Source organism: Paenibacillus soyae, from assembly GCF_024623455.1.
Lineage (GTDB): Bacteria > Bacillota > Bacilli > Paenibacillales > Paenibacillaceae > Pristimantibacillus > Pristimantibacillus soyae.
Genome location: NZ_JANIPJ010000030.1, coordinates 1 through 16,520 on the forward strand (window position 1 = coordinate 1; position 16,520 = coordinate 16,520).

16 protein-coding genes are annotated in these 16,520 nt (G+C 58.7%); 6 read left to right on the forward strand and 10 right to left on the reverse strand.

Annotated elements, in window-relative coordinates; all coding sequences use genetic code 11:
* Positions 1–263 precede the first annotated feature (263 nt).
* Positions 264–995 (forward strand): hypothetical protein, encoded by a 732-nt coding sequence (locus tag NQZ67_RS27345; RefSeq protein ID WP_257452230.1) that lies wholly within the window; start codon positions 264–266, stop codon positions 993–995.
* A 363-nt stretch (positions 996–1,358) separates the two neighbouring features.
* On the opposite strand, the gene NQZ67_RS27350 is transcribed toward NQZ67_RS27345, so the two are convergent.
* From NQZ67_RS27350 to NQZ67_RS27380, 7 genes are all read right to left on the reverse strand, one after another.
* A complete protein-coding gene (locus NQZ67_RS27350) occupies positions 1,359–3,269 on the reverse strand; it encodes a beta-N-acetylhexosaminidase (protein WP_257452231.1) in 1,911 nt (636 codons plus the stop codon).
* Between the two features lie 299 nt (positions 3,270–3,568).
* Complete coding sequence (locus NQZ67_RS27355; RefSeq protein ID WP_257452338.1) at positions 3,569–4,759, reverse strand: pyridoxal-phosphate-dependent aminotransferase family protein; 1,191 nt, start codon at positions 4,757–4,759, stop codon at positions 3,569–3,571.
* Positions 4,760–4,800: 41 nt separating this feature from the next.
* Positions 4,801–6,141, reverse strand: coding sequence for a M20 family metallo-hydrolase (locus tag NQZ67_RS27360; protein WP_257452232.1), 1,341 nt, complete (start codon positions 6,139–6,141; stop codon positions 4,801–4,803).
* The gene (locus tag NQZ67_RS27365; RefSeq protein WP_257452233.1) at positions 6,123–7,496 is read right to left on the reverse strand and encodes an allantoinase; all 1,374 of its coding nucleotides are present in this window, start codon (positions 7,494–7,496) and stop codon (positions 6,123–6,125) included. Before NQZ67_RS27365 ends, NQZ67_RS27360 begins: the two co-directional genes overlap by 19 nt.
* A 72-nt stretch (positions 7,497–7,568) precedes the next feature.
* Positions 7,569–8,627 carry an ABC transporter substrate-binding protein gene (locus NQZ67_RS27370; RefSeq protein WP_257452235.1) on the reverse strand — a complete coding sequence of 353 codons (1,059 nt, stop codon included), beginning with the start codon at positions 8,625–8,627 and terminating at the stop codon, positions 7,569–7,571.
* 30 nt (positions 8,628–8,657) lie between these two features.
* On the reverse strand, positions 8,658–9,530 hold the full coding sequence (locus NQZ67_RS27375; RefSeq protein WP_257452237.1) for an ABC transporter permease: 873 nt from the start codon (positions 9,528–9,530) through the stop codon (positions 8,658–8,660).
* Positions 9,530–10,291: an ABC transporter ATP-binding protein gene (locus NQZ67_RS27380; RefSeq protein ID WP_257452240.1), complete on the reverse strand. Its 762-nt coding sequence runs from the start codon at positions 10,289–10,291 to the stop codon at positions 9,530–9,532. The genes NQZ67_RS27375 and NQZ67_RS27380 overlap by 1 nt, the downstream gene beginning before the upstream one ends.
* Before the next feature lie 357 nt (positions 10,292–10,648).
* Here NQZ67_RS27380 and NQZ67_RS27385 point away from each other — a divergent pair, with 357 nt between their 5' ends.
* The 4 genes from NQZ67_RS27385 (at position 10,649) to NQZ67_RS27400 (ending at position 13,933) form a co-directional block, all read left to right on the forward strand.
* The gene (locus NQZ67_RS27385) at positions 10,649–11,026 is read left to right on the forward strand and encodes a GntR family transcriptional regulator (protein ID WP_257452242.1); all 378 of its coding nucleotides are present in this window, start codon (positions 10,649–10,651) and stop codon (positions 11,024–11,026) included.
* 76 nt (positions 11,027–11,102) lie between these two features.
* On the forward strand, positions 11,103–11,870 hold the full coding sequence (locus tag NQZ67_RS27390; protein WP_257452244.1) for a hypothetical protein: 768 nt from the start codon (positions 11,103–11,105) through the stop codon (positions 11,868–11,870).
* Between the two features lie 23 nt (positions 11,871–11,893).
* On the forward strand, positions 11,894–13,201 hold the full coding sequence (locus NQZ67_RS27395) for a hypothetical protein (RefSeq protein ID WP_257452248.1): 1,308 nt from the start codon (positions 11,894–11,896) through the stop codon (positions 13,199–13,201).
* Positions 13,202–13,219: 18 nt separating this feature from the next.
* Positions 13,220–13,933, forward strand: a complete 714-nt coding sequence (locus NQZ67_RS27400) for an ABC transporter ATP-binding protein (RefSeq protein WP_257452251.1) — start codon at positions 13,220–13,222, stop codon at positions 13,931–13,933.
* Between the two features lie 139 nt (positions 13,934–14,072).
* Here the strand turns inward: NQZ67_RS27400 and NQZ67_RS27405 are convergent, their stop codons facing one another.
* Positions 14,073–14,819, reverse strand: coding sequence for a metallophosphoesterase family protein (locus tag NQZ67_RS27405; protein WP_257452254.1), 747 nt, complete (start codon positions 14,817–14,819; stop codon positions 14,073–14,075).
* A 158-nt stretch (positions 14,820–14,977) separates the two neighbouring features.
* Here NQZ67_RS27405 and NQZ67_RS27410 point away from each other — a divergent pair, with 158 nt between their 5' ends.
* Positions 14,978–15,388, forward strand: coding sequence for a hypothetical protein (locus NQZ67_RS27410; RefSeq protein ID WP_257452255.1), 411 nt, complete (start codon positions 14,978–14,980; stop codon positions 15,386–15,388).
* A 9-nt stretch (positions 15,389–15,397) separates the two neighbouring features.
* On the opposite strand, the gene NQZ67_RS27415 is transcribed toward NQZ67_RS27410, so the two are convergent.
* Both NQZ67_RS27415 and chrA read right to left on the reverse strand, forming a co-directional pair.
* Positions 15,398–15,844 (reverse strand): NUDIX hydrolase, encoded by a 447-nt coding sequence (locus NQZ67_RS27415; protein WP_257452257.1) that lies wholly within the window; start codon positions 15,842–15,844, stop codon positions 15,398–15,400.
* 133 nt (positions 15,845–15,977) lie between these two features.
* On the reverse strand, positions 15,978–16,520 hold the full coding sequence (chrA, locus tag NQZ67_RS27420) for a chromate efflux transporter ChrA (protein WP_257452339.1): 543 nt from the start codon (positions 16,518–16,520) through the stop codon (positions 15,978–15,980).

Consider the following 16,520-nt stretch of genomic DNA (forward strand, 5'->3'; position numbering starts at 1 on the left):
ACATAAAGAAAATAGCCATGCACCTCGCTAGGCAAGCGGGGTGAGTGGAACCACCGGTTTTTCCTCCAGTGATTTGTTCATTACGGAACCACGCTTCATAAAAATCGGGGGTTTCCCAACAGCCTGACATTTGCAACAATCCCGTAAGCCGGCACGACCGTAAGCGCTACAAGGCGGGACGCCGACACGCAGGCCGTTCATGCTACGTTCATAAGATTGTGCTACATTGCCTGTACGTTAAGTTTCGAGGAGGAGAAAACGGAATGAATAAACGTATCATCTGGGCTGCCTGGACGCTCGCGTTCGCCTTGCTGTCAGGCTGCTCGAATGCGGCGGATACCCAGAATGCAGGCAATCCAGCAGCCGATGCCCAGACGGGCGGAGCGCAGCCACAAGCAGCCGGCGAAGGCGCTCCGCGGGGAATGGGCGGGGGCGGATTCGGCATGACAGACGAGGACGGCAACGTTGCCAGTCTCATCGGCCAAGTGAAAAGCGTAAACGGAAGCGTCGTAACGGTGTATAAGTCAGCATTCGAGCCTGGGGCGATGGGTGGACCGGGCGGCATGCGCGGAGAGGGCGGCGGCCCGGGCGCAAACGGCGACGGACAAGCAGCCGCCAACGGTCAAGCGGCAGGCGGAGACGGCGCTCCTCCTGCCCCTCCGAACGACGGTGCCTTGCCTGTAGAGGAAGCCGAACAAGAAGGCGGCGGGCGTCCTAACGGCATGAGCATGTTTACGGAGGAGACGGTTGATGTGACGGTCACCGACGCGACCGTTATTCAGAGCTCGTCATTCGGCGAAACGGGCCTCGTTCTGACGGATATCGGCATTGCCGACCTGAAAGAAGGCGACGTGCTGACGATTTGGCTCGCCGACGGCACGGAACAAGCTACCCTGCTCCGGCTTGGCGGTTTGGGTGGCGGTTTGGGTGGCGGTTTGGGCGGAGGCAGAGGCCCCGCAGGCGAGGTGCAGCAGGAGCAGCAGCAAGCTGAGTAATCACGCTATAGGAATTCGAATTTAAAGAAGCGCACGGCGATGTACATCCGGTGCCATGTGGAATAACGGACATTGTACCTGTAATTCCCCCCCAAACCGTACCCTCTCCTGTTTTAACGGCGATAGTACCTTTATTTCTGGCCGAAATCCGCGATACGCAGAAACTGGCTGCATTTAAGGGTACTTTGGGTGTTATTTGCCCCCTATGTGCGTATCCGGCTCAAAATAAAGGTACTTTGGGTGTTATTCGGTGCGTCGCATCGCAAGCCAAAACATAGCCGCTTTAGGCGAGTAACCAAACAAAGGACCGCCACCGCTCCATCCATGGATGGAACGATGCGGTCCTTTCAACCTCCGCGATACTTAGAACGGATTCAGCACATGGAAAAATACGTTCGGCGAGGCCATGCGGTAGTAGTAACTGCACCAGCCTGCGCCCTTCTGGTTGAAACGGTTCGTCGTACTGTACACGAGACGCTCCTGCTCGAGCTCATCGATGCGGTCGATCCGGCCTTCGACATAATCCATCAGACGCATGCCCGCTGTATCGAGGCGGTTGATTACGCCGCCATAGCGGATGTCGATGACCTCCCAGCCGAACACCTTGAACATGGTGAGCCACTGCTTGCGGTGCGCCGCCCGCAAATCCTTGACCGACTGCGCGATAAGCGGCAGCGTGTCCTTGGCGATCCGCTTCAGCGTATCCTTGTCTCCGGCGTCGTATGCCCGCTTCAGGGCGATGCCGATCTCGCTTTTCACCTTCAGGACGCGAGCCAACTTCTGCGGCACGTCGAACAGATAGTCGAGCTCGGCTTCCGGATTGCGGCGCTGCGCAAAAGCTTGTTCGAGCTCGGCGTAGTGCTCGTTCATCGCGAGCCCCTCGATTTGCTTGTCGAACAGACCTAGCAGCACGTCCTGATACAGCAGGAACTTGGACGGGTTGCTCTGCTTCTGATTGTTCGGCTCCGCGCCCGGCGTCTCGTCGAGGTAGCGCAGCTGCATATACGCATCCGCGTCGATGCCCGTGCAGAACTTGACGCGCTCCGCAACGTCCGCCTCGGACGGCGAGCCCTCCGTATACGCATGCTCGGCGTACAGCTGCAGGCCGAGGAACGCGATGTACGGATTGCTCTCCATGCCGTCGTCGCCCCACATCGTGGCGTACACCTCGCGGATGCCTTCCTTCTTGCACACCGTAAGCGCCGTCTCCGTTGCAGGAAGCGACAAGCCGTAGTTGACGCCGAACGTGTTGAATACCCAAACCGCACCCGCGAACACGAGGTTGTTGCCAAGCGGACGGTGCTTCGCGATCAGCGTCTCGTAGTCCTTGCTGTCCACGTGGTTGTAATCCCAATACACCATGTCGACGTCCTTCGGAATGCGGCGGGCCATCTCCTCCGGAATTTGCGTTTCATGGCCGTAATAGTCCTCGCCGTTCGCAGACGCCAGCTTCAGGAACATGTCGCTCCACATCATCGGCTTCAGCCCCATGCTGCGCGTAACACTAAGCACCTTCTCAAGATGGCCCGTCATGATGTCGAAGCGGCTGACGTGTCCGTTATGGTCGAGATATTTGCCGCGGCCCAGCTCCTCCGCTTCGTCCATGCCGATATGGATCTTCTTGCTCCGGAACGGCGCGCTGACGCTTCGGATCATGCGCTCCACAAGCCGATCCGTCTTCTCGGAGCCGACAAGCAGCGCGCCCTTCGTATCCTTGTACTCCTTCACCGGCTCCCACTTCAGGAACTCCTCGAGATGCGCGAGCGTCTGAATGCTCGGGAAAGCCTCGATGCCGAACTGGTCGGCATAATCGTCGATCTCCTTAAGCTCCGCTTGCGAATAACGGCCGCGCATATATCCGAAATACGGCTCGCCTTCGATTTCGTACGTATCCTCCATATAGAGCATGACGGTATTGAGTCCCATCAGAGCCATCTTTCTCAGCAAAAATTGAAAGGCTCCCACCGTCAGCACGCCGTTGCGGGACAGGTCGAACATCGGGCCGATCGTATCGAATTGCTGCTTCTCCCGAAGCTCGAACTCTGCGCCATCCCGGCCCTTCTGAACAAGCAAGCCCAGCCCGCGGAAAAATTGATGCTTCGCGCCGTACCGGATATATCCTTCTCCGCCCTTCACGCCGACTTCAAGCTCTCCTCCGGACGGTTCCACTCGAACAATCAGGCCGTCTTCGCCGCATGCTACGCCAAGGTCCCGGAGAAGCAGGTCGATCCCCGTCTGCAGCTCGGTCAATTGGCCTTGAAATGTCAACTTCATGCCCATAGCACCCCCAAAACCCAAAATGATTGAATTATTCACGTATATGTAGTTTACACCAACTATAATGATTGAATCTATCATTAATAATTGACATATCCGTTAACACGCCGCCCAATCGGTCCTGTATGATTATTTGCACAAATCCCCAGCGTCACCCTTTACTCGCTCATTTTTATGTAAAAATTTCTTATGCAAGTTCAACTCGGCGCCAAGCTTCTCACGACAAAAAAAAGGATGACGGCGCTCCATCCGTCATCCTCTTGGTACCCCATATCCGCACCCTATCGGCCAGCCTCTCAATCCGTTCGATACGCGTCGAGCGCCGCCTGCACCGCAGCGCCCGGGGCCGGCAGCTTGCACCTATGCCTCAGGAGCACCGCTTCGAGCGCTCCGAGCGTCAGCAGCACGTTGCGCTTGCTGCAGCTGTAGCCCATTGTGCCGATGCGCCAAATACGGCCCTTGAGCGGACCGAAGGAGCTGGCAATCTCAATGCCGAATTCGTCGAGCAGCATGGAACGGACTGACTCTCCGTCAACGCCCTCAGGAATTTCGATGCAGGTTACGACCGGCATTTTGCACGAAGGATCCCCATACAGCGCAAGCCCCATCGCCTCGAGGCCCGCCACAAGCGCCGCTTCCTGCCGACGATGGCGGGCAAACCTCGCCTCCAGCCCCTCCTGCAGTACGAGCCGCAGCCCTTCGCGAAGGGCGTACAGCATCGTCGTCGCCTCCGTATGGTGGTTCAAGCGGGCCGGACTCCAATAATCCTGCAGCTGGCTAAGGTCCAAATAATTGCTCAGAATCGGCCGATGCGCAGGATCGTAAGCCTCGTCGCCCGTTAATAATCCCCGTTCGATGCGCTTGCGCTTCAGCAGCTTCGCCTCCGCGCGGCCGTTGTACGTAACAGGCGCAAGGCCTGACGGAACGGACAGGCATTTCTGCGTGCCGCCGATAACGGCATCGATGCCCCATTCGTCCGTCGCCACCTTGACGCCGCCGATCGTCGCGACCGCATCCACGACGAGCAGGGCGTCGATCTCGCGGCAGGCGTCCCCGATTCCTTCGAGCGGCTGCAGCCTGCCCGTCGACGTCTCCCCGTGCACGACCGCCACGAGCCGAGGCTGATGCGCCCGAATCGCCGATACGATCTCCTCGGCGGCAAACACCGTCCCCCACTCCTTCTCGATCGTCACCACCTCCGCGCCGCACCGCCGAGCGATCTCGACGAGCAGATGGCCGAAGCGCCCGTAGATCGGCACAAGCACCTTGTCGCCCGGCTCGATCAAGCTGACGAGCACCGCCTCGATTCCGGAACGGGACGTGCCGTCCACGGGATAGGCCCACTGATTGCCCGTCATGAACACTTCGCGCAGCATCTCCATCGTCTCGTTCATAAGGCCTGTGAACTCGGGGTCGAATTGCCCGAGAACGGGATACGACATCGCGCGCAGAACGCGGGGATCGACCTCTACCGGTCCCGGCGTCATGATCGTCCGCGGCGACGGCGCCAAATCCGTATAGCTTCTCTTCACACTCGCTCCCCCTCGTAACCCAATTTATACAACAGCTTCGCCAGCACGAGTGCGCCGATCGCCAGCTCTCGCGGAGACGTGTACTCCTCCGGCGAATGCGAGATGCCGCCGCGGCTCGGCACGAACAGCATCGCCGACGGACAGACGCGGCTGAACATCTGCGCGTCGTGCCCCGCCCCGCTCGCCATCCGGCGCGAGGATATGCCGAGCTCCGCGCACGCGCCGTCCAGCAGCTCCTTAAGCTCCTCGTTCATTGGAGCCGGTTCCTCCCGGAACCACTCCGAGCAGGCAAGCTCCAGCCCCCTGCTTTCCGCGGCCTCACGGAAAGCATCCGCGAACCAGCCGCAGAACGCTTCAAGGCGCTCCGGATTCGAGTGTCTCACGTCGACGGTGAATTCAACCTTCCCTGGCACGACGTTCGGCACGTTCGGCGAGACCAGCATGCGGCCGGCCGTAGCGACCAACGGCCCCCCTTGCCGGACCGCCTCCTCCCGCAGCATCGTGATCATCGCGCACGCGCCTTCAAGCGCGTCCTTGCGCATAGGCATCGGAGTCGTGCCCGCGTGATTGGCTTCCCCGGTCAGCGTTACGACGAACCGGCGCTGCCCGACGATCGCATCGACGACGCCGACCGCCATGCCTTCCCGCTCCAGCACGGCGCCCTGCTCGATGTGCAGCTCGACGAAAGCCGCCAGGTCGGCGCCATCCCTGCGGGCGGCCCGGGCGCTTCCTTCACCGAAGCCGCATGCCCGCATCGCGTCCCGGAAGGAGACGCCGTTCACGTCCTCCAAATCGTCGATGTCCGCAAAACCGCGTTCCCCCGCGATGCTGCCGGAGCCCCAGTACGCCATCGGGAAACGGCTTCCCTCCTCTTCGCTGAGGGACACGACCTCGATGCTGCGGACGGGAACCCCGTACGTCTCCCGCAAATACCGCACCGCGGCGAGAGCGGCCGCGATGCCGTAAGCCCCGTCGTAGCGGCCCCCGTCCACGACCGTATCGATATGGGAGCCCGTTATGATAGAGGGCAGATCCGCCTCACTGCCCTGTAATTTTCCGAATAAATTGCCCGCCTCGTCGAACGAGGGGACAAGCCCGCTCTCCGCCATGATGTCCTTCAGCGCAAGCTGGGCCTCCAGCCACTCCTCCGAGAAGAGCAGCCGCGTCACGCCGGAGCCGTCGCTTGAAGAGCAGGCGGCGAGCACGTCCAACAGACTCATGACGGTCGTCTCCAAATGCTGCAGCAGCTTTTCCTTCCCTTGCTCCGCGAGCGGCGCGTCCAGTCCCATCTTTGCCAACTCCCTTATGCCTTGCTTGCTTACTTGCAGCGCAGCCAATTTCCTTCCGGCTCTCCTTCGATTCCCGTGTGCCGGTTATACACGACACGCCCTCTCGAGACCGTCGCCATGACGGCGCAAAGCATCGTCTCCCCGATATACGGGCTATGCTTGTGCTTCTGATACAGCCCTTCCCGCTCCAGCACGTAGCTGGCGTTCAAGTCGAGCAGCGCCAGGTCGGCGTCCGCGCCGATCCGGATCTCGCCCTTGCGGTCCGACAGACCGAACCGCCGAGCCGGCTCGCGGCTAAGCATGCGCGTTAGCTGCGTAAGCGGAATGCCGCGTTTCACGTGGCCTTCGCCGATCATCAGCTCCATGGAGCTCTGCGCGCCTGCGATGCCGCCCCAGGCCTCGAACATATTATCCGCGGCCTTCATCTCTTCCGGACAAGGCGAATGATCGGAGGCGATCATGTCGACATATCCTTCCGATACCGCCCGCCACAGCTTCTCCTGCTCTTCCGCGCCGCGGAGCGGAGGCGCGCACTTGGCCGCGGCCCCCTTCGCCGCCAGCGACTCGTCCGTCAGCTTGAGATAATGCGGGCAAGTCTCCAGCGTAACGTCAAGACCGCGCCGCTTCGCGCTTTCGATCGCCATAACGGCCGCCTCGCTGCTTATATGGACGAAATGAAGCGAGCAGCCCGTCTGTTCCGCATAAAATAAAGCCCGGTTCACCGCCTCCAGCTCGGCAATGATCGGCCTCGACGCCGTATAGTCGGCTGCCGACGAACGCCCGGCCTTGCGCATCTCCTCCGACAGCTTCGAGATGATCGGCTCGCTCTCCGCATGGAGCGCAAGCACCTTGCCCTCCGCCGCGATTCGCTTCATGCCCTCCAGCAGCGTGTAATCGTCTACTTCGCGGAACGCGTCTTCGCCCGGTCCGCCGGCAGTCGACATAAAGGCTTTGTACCCGGCGACGCCCGCCTCGCGCAGCGGCGAGAGATGCTCCAGCTTGCCCGGGACGAGCCCGCCCCATAACGCGAAGTCCACGTAAGAGCTTCCCCTCGCCGCGGCAAGCTTCTGCTCCATTGCCGCGACCGTCACGGTCGGCGGCAGACCGTTAAGCGGCATGTCGATGTACGTCGTGACGCCTCCCGCGGCAAGCGCGGCCGTCCCCGTGCGGAAGCCTTCCCAATCGCCGAGGCCCGGCTCGTTCAGATGGACATGCGCGTCGATCATGCCCGCCATGACGGTCAGTCCCGAAGCGTCGAACTCTATCGAGTCCGGCACGTCGGTCAAGTCCCCGATTTGGACGATTCGTCCATCCTGGATGCCGATATCCATTACCCCGACGACGTCCCTTAACACGACCGTGCCGCCCCGGATCACAATGTCGAACTCTTCATTCGGATTCATGGCAACCGCCCGCCTTTCCCTAGTGGCTAACAAGGCCGCCCGGTCAGAAGGCGGCCCCATTCTTCTATTAGCCTATTTCAGCTCCGTCTTGATTAATGCCGCGTCGACCGCTTCCAGCAGGCTGAGATCGTGATAAGAGGATGGCTCCGGAACCGACTTGATGTTGCCTACCGACATGAGGTACTCGCCGACCGCCGGACCGTTGCTGCCGTTCACATAGGCGTCGCTAACCTCCATGCTGTACACGTTGCGGCTCATGATTTCCGTCAGCTCGGCCTCGGACAAGTGAAGCTCCGGCGCCAGTATTTTGATCGCTTCCTCGCGGTTGTCGTTGATGTAGTCCGTCGCCTTCTTCAAGCTGCGCAGAATCGCCTTGAGCGTGTTCGGGTTCTTCTCGAGAAAATCATCGGACACCTGGATCGTCGTATGCACGCTCATCCACTCGACGTCGCCCTGCTTCTCCGGCAATTCGCTCTTGGTGCCGCTGAACAGGAACTTGCCGCCGCCTTGAATGGCTTTCGTAATGAACGGCTCCCATGCCGCCATCGCGTCGATATCTCCCTTCTCCAGCGCCACGACGGCGTCGCTCGGCGCAAGGTTGACGTATTTTATTTTGCTCGCGTCCACGCCGAGCTCGGCGGCCATGTTGTTGATCGCGATCATGACGTCCGCGCCGCTCGGAATACCGATCGTCTTGCCCTCGAGATCCTTCGCGTTCGACAGCTCCAGCTTGCTCGAGCCGACCACCGCCTGCGTTCCCGCGATCTGCGCGAGAGGCGCGATGATCTTCACCGGCACGTCCGTCGACTTCAGAATGATGTCCATGAAGTTGGTCTGAATGCTGACCGGCGCGCTGCCCCCCGCGACCATAGGTCCGATGTCCGGGCCGCTCTCGATGAGCTGGCTCGTGACGTTCAGCCCTTCCTCCTTGAAGTAGCCGAGCTTATCGGCAATGATCTGCTGGGAGGAAATCTGCGCGTCGCGCACGCCGACCAGCGTCAGCTCCGTCGTCTCCAGCTCCGTTCCCGAGCTGCTCGCCGGTTTATTTTCGTTCCCGCCGCAAGCCGTCACCATCAACATCAGCGCCAATACCGCCGTTCCAAGCTTTACCGCATGTCTGTTTCTCCTCATCCGTACTTCCCCTCCAACAATCTCTATTTGTTATTTCTCCACCGCGTCCCGGATGCCGCCCTTGCGCCAAGCCATGACTTTGCGCTCGACCAGCTTGAGCAAATACGAGAACAAGCTGTATTCGAGGCCGATCAGAATGATCGCGATGAACATATTGCTGATTTTAAAATAATTCCGCGCGTCCACGATGATGTAACCGAGTCCCGACTTCGCCCCCATCATCTCGGAGACGATCAGCGCCGAGAACGAGAGCCCCAGGCTGACCTGCGCGCCGACAAGGAAGTTCGGAAGCGCCGACGGAAGCATCACCCTGGCGAATATTTGCCGTTCGGAGGCGCCGAGACTCATCGCGGAGCGGATTAGCGTCGACGGCACCGACTTGAAGCCGTCCAGCGTGTATACCAGCACCGGGATGAACGTCGTCCACGCGATCAGCAGCACCTTCGGAAACTCGCCGATGCCGAACCAGATGATGAACAAGGGCAGGAGCGCCAGCGCCGGTATCGGACCGACCAGGTTCAGCACCGGGGAGAACCAGAACTCCACCGATTTGTATTTGCTCATGATGACGCCGAGAGCCAGTGCAGCGGCGCTTCCAATGACGAATCCGAGCAGAATGCGGATCGTGCTGGAGAGGATGCTCTCAGCGATGATTCCCGTGCGGGCCAGCTCCCACGCCTCCTGCAGCAGCGCCGTCGGCGCCGGCAAGAAATTCGGGTTGAACAGCTTCACCGACTCGTTGATCCGGGAGAAAGCCTCCCAGAGGATGAAGAACAGAATACCCGGCACGAACGTCCACTTTTGCAGCGAGAACGTTCTGCCCGCCGCTGGCTTCGGCTCCTCCGCGAGCCCGTTCCTCAGCTTGCCTGCTTTCCCCGTTAACGCCGTTTTTGCGCCATCCATCACGTTCCCACCTTTGCTTCCGCGATCTCCGAATGCTCTTCATCCATCAGCACCCTCTCGATGCGGCTCATCATGTCGCCGAAGCCCGGGGAGGACGGCGTCCGCGGATGCTTGATGCCTACCTCGAATATGTCCGCGATCGCGCCGTGCTTCATCACGACGACCCGATCCGCGAGATAGACCGCTTCGCTGATGCTGTGCGTGACGAACAGGATCGTCGGCTTGAGCTGACTGCAGATCTTCTGCAGCTCCATCCGCATCATCTCCCGCGTCAGCACGTCGAGCGCGCCGAACGGTTCATCCATAAGCAGGATATCCGGCTTACTCGCCAGCGCCCTCGCGATGCCGACGCGCTGCTTCATGCCGCCAGACAGCTCCGCCGGATAGTGCGAAGCGTATGTCTCCAGACCGACCAGCTTCAGAAATTCCATCGCCGTCTCCTTGGCCTTCGCCTTCGGCATCTTCTGCACTTCGGGGCCGAACGAGACATTGTCCAGCACCGTCATCCAAGGGAACAGCGCGTGCTCCTGGAATACCATGCCCCTCGCCTTGGAAGGTCCGCGAATCGCCTCTCCGTCCACCGCGATCGTCCCGGTATCCGGCAGCAGATAACCGGCGATCATGTTCAGCAGCGTCGACTTGCCGCAGCCGCTGTGGCCCAGGATGCAAATAAATTCCCGATCCCGCACCGTCAAATCGACGTTCTTCAGAATCGTCCGCTCGCCAAAGCCTTTGCCGACGCTCCGCACTTCCAGCTTCATCCGCTCTCCCTCCGTCCTTCTCGGATGTTAACTTCTCTGACATTCGTTATTGTCTGCCTCCATCATAATCGCTCTTACCTGCATTGTCATTGTGCGGCATAGCCAAAAAAATGCGGTCGTTTTGAGCAGGATAACCAACCGATAGCATTCGCCATCTTTCCGGAGCCATTCGACGTGATAATATATAACACGGGCATCAAGTAACATATGAGCATGCTCTGGGCTGGCTGTCGCCCCTTTTCTGGCATCTTCTTTATCCCGGAGGATCGATGCCTTACCCCATTAAGGAGCCATTCCCTTTACATGTTTCATGTATTATGCATATAATACACAGTAAGAAGGGGACGGTGACGTAATGTGATTCACTTCAACGAGCTGACGCTAGACGGCAAGGAGCCGGTATACATGCAGATTGCCGGCTATGTCAAACGCCAGCTGCTCCTCGGACGCGTGTCCCCCGGCGACCGACTGCCTTCCCGGCGGGATATAGCGGCTCAGCTAAGCGTGAACCCGAACACGGTTCAGAAAGCTTTTAAGCTCATGGAAGAAGAAGGATTCGTCCATACGAGCGGCAACCAAGGCAGCGTCATTCATGCGGATGCCGAGTTGATGGCGAGAATCGAAGAAGAGCTGACCCGCGGCCTCGTCCTTTCGTTCATTTCGTCCGCGAAGGAAATTAACTTGTCGTTCAAGAAGGTCATCGATCTGGTGAGCGAGCATTGGGAGCAGCCTTAGCTGCGTTTTTATTTGACCACCATGTATTAGTCATATAATACATTCACTTGATTATGAACGATTGGGAGGATTGCGAATGAGGAGTTTTTATCGCCTGCTAAACTACGAGCTCGGAACGATACTGCGGGGCGTCCTGCTGCTATCGCTCGGCACCGTCATCTCCCCGCTGATGTTTTTGTCGATCCATATGAATCGCGACTTCGCGAGATACCAGCGCTACGAGACGATCTTGGAGGAGTCCGGCTGCATGATCGTGTTCCTTGTTTATTTGGCGGCCATGCTGGGGTTGTTCTTGAAATCGTTCTATTCCCACTATTCGGGAAGCAAAAGCATCTATACGCTTCTCGCGCTGCCCGTCCGCAGAGAGGCCATCTACTTCGGGAAGCTGCTGACGCTCGTCATCGCCTTGCTGATGCTGTGGGCGGCACTCTCGCTCAGCGTCTGGATCGGCTTCGGGATGGTGGATGGCAAGATTCAGAACGCGACGAACGGGCTCGTCGTTCCCCATAACGGGATGTTCCTCGCCGTTATCCGCTCGAGCTTCCTGAGCATAGCGTTTCCCTTGAACGCGCAGGCGCTTCTATCCACGCTAAGTATTGGAACCGCGCTTGCGACCGGCATTTGTTACGGAGCGGTCTGCGAGCGAAGCCGGCGGTATTGGGGCTTCGCCGTGCTGGCCGGTGCCGCCTATGCGGTCATCCGCGCGCTGGCTTACCGAATGAACTTGCCCGCTTCCGCTTTCGACGAATTCAGCTTGCAAGCGAACAGCATCATTCTGCTGTTATTCTCGGCATGGTTCGCGTGGCATGGGATACGGCTCGTCAAACGCGGCGCCATCGGTTAGGAGAAAGGAGAGAACACAAGCCCATGCGCAATTTCAGAAAACACGCCGCCCCATTGCTCGCCCTGCTTAGCTCCGCGATTCTGGTCATGACGCTCTTCGCCATGAACGGCGCCCGAAACAACGGTCTGGTCGAGCTCGCCGACCTGCAAGGCGAGCGCTCCGCGCTTGACGGCATCGCGGTCGAAGGCATGGTACGCGACGGATACCACGAGATGCAGTTCCGATTGGAAGACAGCCGCTTGATGAAGCAAACCACGGTGTACGATGAGCCGCGCTATCTGAACACTTACTATGCACCCGGCATGCCGCTGCCCGTCGGAGATCGCTTCTACGAGATTTATCCGTCCTTCTCGTCGGATACGGATTACGAGATCCAGTATTACGACAATATGAACGGCATTCGAGGCGACTTCGGCGGAATGGCGCTGGTCGATACCTCGCTTGTCTATCACGGGACCGGAGACGGCTACACCTATACGAACTATCAGGAGAAAGGACTTGCTTTCATCGGGGACCGCGTCTTCTATGCGCCTCCAACAACCAGGGACTATACGGGGACAAGCGGGATTTACGAAATCGTACGCTTCTCCGAACGAAGCACGATGCAAGGAGCGGATCGGGAGGAACCCGAGTCGAGACTGATTGCGAAGCTCGACCTGGAAGGGAACTCGCGGAAGGAGCTGAAAGGCCTTGAGATTCTTGGACTGGAGGCCGTGGACGGCAAGCTGGCGCTTATTGCGCTCGTAGACGGACGAATCGCCGTCAGGAGCTATAACCCGGATAGCGGCGAGATGCTCGGCGAGGCTGCTCTCGACGCTTTCGTGAACACCACGCCGGGTCAAGGCAAGCAGCCGGAGGCCGAGACGTTTCAGGAAAACTACGAAGCGTTTGCCGACGACGATACGGGCATCCTCACCCTCAAGCTTACGAGCACGAAGTCGACAACGGAGGATACCCCTCTCCGAATTTTCAGCTTGTCCTTCCGGGACGGAGTCACTCCCGTATATGAACAGGCGCTTTCCCAGCCCGCGTGGAAGGCAGAGCCCAGCGGCGAGTACAGCGGGTTCAGCTTCCGGGGCGGTAAGCTGTATGCCATCTTGACGCTGCGCTCGCAGCCGCCGGACATGACCATCCTCTATGATGACTTGAAGATGCGCTCCATTCTCATCGAAGCGTATGAAGCCGGACAATTGATTTATCGCGGAGAGCTCAAGACCGACGTGAACGACGATGTCGTCCAGGAGCAGCACTTGACGAATCCGTCCCAGTTCCAATACGAGCCGTACCGCTACCGTCAAGTCGGGGAATTACACATTGTATCATCGGAGTAGAAGGAGGTTGGCCAAGCGATGCTAGAGCTGGAAGGTTTGTTCAAATCGTACAATAACGCCTCTCTATCCATAGAGAGCTTAACCGTACAGACGGGCGCGATCGTCGGCTTGCTAGGCGCGAACGGCGCCGGCAAAACAACCCTGCTCAAAACCATCATGGGTTTGACGGAGCTGGAGCAGGGCACGGTATCGTGGAACGGCAGGCCGATCCGCGAGCAATACGCGGAGACCGCCTTCATGACGGAAGAGGGCAGCATCCCCGCCGACATGAGCGCTGCCGATTTCACCGGCTTTCTCGCGGATTTCTACCCCCGGTTCGACCGCGTCCGCTATCGGCAGCTTCTCGACTTCTTCGAGCTGGACGACCGCATCAAGTTCCGCAAGCTTTCCCGGGGCCAGCGCTCCAAGCTGGAAATATGCGCAGGCTTCTCCAAAGGCGCGAAGCTCATCCTCATGGATGAACCGTTCCAAGGCAAAGACGTATTCGCAAGACGCGACTTCCTGAAGCTGATGGTGACGAGCCTGAAGGAGGATGAAACCTTCCTCATCGCGACGCATCTTGTCGACGAGATCGAGCATGTCATCGACCGGGCTGTCGTCATGCACGGAGGCCGTATTCGAGCCGACCTCACGATGGACGAACTGCATGATCGCGGGATGACGCTGGAGGAACTGCTCGCCGAAGCATCCGGCTACGACGGGGAGCGGTATCGGCGATTCATCCAGAGCTAGCCATGAGGCATAACGGCGGCAGTGCTTTGACTTTGCTTTTGGTCCAAGATCCGCCTGCTACTTGTCACGTTTGGCCATACTCCCCGATAAGCGACCGCCTCAGCGCTGCATGAATTCGAAGATCCCTTAGTGAGCTTCTTCACCTTTTCACCCGTCCGCTCCGCAAAGGATAACTGTAATCCGGCCTGCCGTTCCGGTCCGCCTGAGCGGCGGCAAGCTCATAATCATACGGAACCTGAATATGCTCGATCCGCCACGATCCCCCCGTTCGAGCAGCGACAACATACTTGGCATGAGGAGTCTTGGATTCCATCGCATGATAGAAAGGCTCGTCTTCTTCGTAAGCCGGCAGTCCGACGCTTCCCGCGTTCACGATCAGCTTGCCGTTCGGAAGCCAGACGGATTTCTGCACATGCGTATGCCCGCAAAATACGATGGATTGCGAAATGTCGGCGAGGTCGGCCATGAGGGTATCCGGATTTTTTTCGTTGACGCCGCCCGGCCCGACTTCTTCAAGCAAATAGGTTTCGTCCGAAGCCGGCGCGCCGTGACAGAAGAGAAGATCTTCATAGGCCCAAGTCTGTCGGAACGATCGGAGCCATCCCTCGATCTCGCCCGTCAACAACGGTTTCACGGAGCGAAACGTCGGAGATTCCGAACGATCTTCGAGCAAATACCTATCGCAGTTGCCGCGGATATGGACGACGTCCTCTCTCGCCATCAATAGCTCGGCTGTCCGAATCGGCTCAATGGGTCCGAACAAGGTATCCCCCAAATTGACGATCCGACCGACGCCCCGGGCATCGATGTCGCGCAGCACGGCCTCCAGCGCATAGGAGTTGCTGTGAATATCGGATATAACGGCGATCAAATTGGGGGAGTCCATGTGCCATACACCTTCTTTCCGGGGTTTCGTCCACTCCATGTCCGAAATACGATTTCGCCGCCCCAGCTTCGCAACCTTCCTCTCCTAACTCGCGTCTTTCGATTGAAAGCAACTTTAACGTCCGCGAGTCCGTTACTCCACAGAAAGGCGGTGTCCCCATGAGGAAAGGTTTAGCTATTACCGTTACGGCGAGCTTGCTCCTGCTGCTTGCAACTAAATCTTTATATGTAGAAGAGCTGGAACTGTATTCGATCATGGTCTCAGCATTTCTGACTTCTTGGATAGTCAATAAAAATCGAGGCAGCATTCTCGTCTTTCTAGGCAGCTCGGTGCTCATCGGATTTATAATGTGCGGGGTGTTAGGAATGATTGATCTCACCGTTGACCATTTTCTCTACTTCCAGCCGAGGGCAGACGAAGACGGCATGCCGTTGACATTACCGATGAAATGGCAAGAGTTCGGCGACGACTTGTTCGCGGCAAGCACGATCTCGGCAGTGACCGTGACGACACTCTCCGCAATGACAATGTTGATTTCCCGATTTCGAAAAAACGTGAAGCGAACTTAAGCCCGGTTCTTATTCATTGTAGGTCTTGATCGTCTGCTTCCCCTGGAACGTATAGGGGATGGGCTCCGCTTCGATCAGCCGCCGGATGCCGCCTCTGTAATAAGGCATTCGCAGGTCCGCCTCATCGAGCTCGACCCACTGCACTTCCGCGATCTCGTGCGGGCGGCTGATGAAAATTTCTCCGTCGCCCGCCGCCTTTGCCCGGAACGTGGCGAAGACGACATGCTCTCCCCGATCCTCAAAGAAACATTCGTTCACCGCGCAAATGCCGAGAAGCTCCACCTCGATGCCCGCTTCTTCCTTCGCCTCTCGCACGGCCGCCGCCTCCCAGGCTTCGCCGACTTCGACCGCGCCGCCGGGCAGCGACCAGCTGAACGTATGAATGTTGCGGACCATCAGCACCTTCGTCTGCTCTTCGTTCGTTAGCAGCGCATAAGCGACATCGACTCTATACATGTTGACACTCCCCCTACTCCGCCTCATGTGAATCCTCACGACGTAAGTGTCAACATTCTACCATAGGATGCGACGATATGGAGAGCTTTAAAGTCTGCCGCATCACCGAACGCAACACATCCCGGCATCCGCCTCAAGCGGGCAAATGCGGAATCACGATCCCGCCGTAAGCGAAGGCCCCGACGATGACGATGGCGGGATGCACCTTGCGCAGCTGCATCAGCCAGAACGCGACTGCCGCGATGATCAGCGACTGGAGCCAGCCGATCGATTCAATGGCACTCTCCCCCATCTGCCAAGTAAGCACGAGCATCATGATCGCGATGACCGGCTGGACGAGCAGCGTCATGCCTTTGACGATAGGCGACTGCCGATGCTTCTGAAGAATGTTCAGCAGGATGATCAGTGCCACGGCTGATGGAACAACCGTTGCGGCAAGCGCGACAAGCGAGCCGAACCAGCCGCCGACGTCATAACCGACGAACGCAGCGATCTTGGTCGCGATCGGGCCAGGCAGGGCGTTGCCGAGCGCAAGTATATTGGAGAACTCCTCGGGCGTTGCCCAAGCGTGGTTCGTTACGATTTCCCTGTACATTAGAGGGATCGAAGCCGGCCCTCCGCCGTAGCCCAGCACGTTCGCGATGAAGAAGCCGATGAGCAGCCACAGCCATTCCAT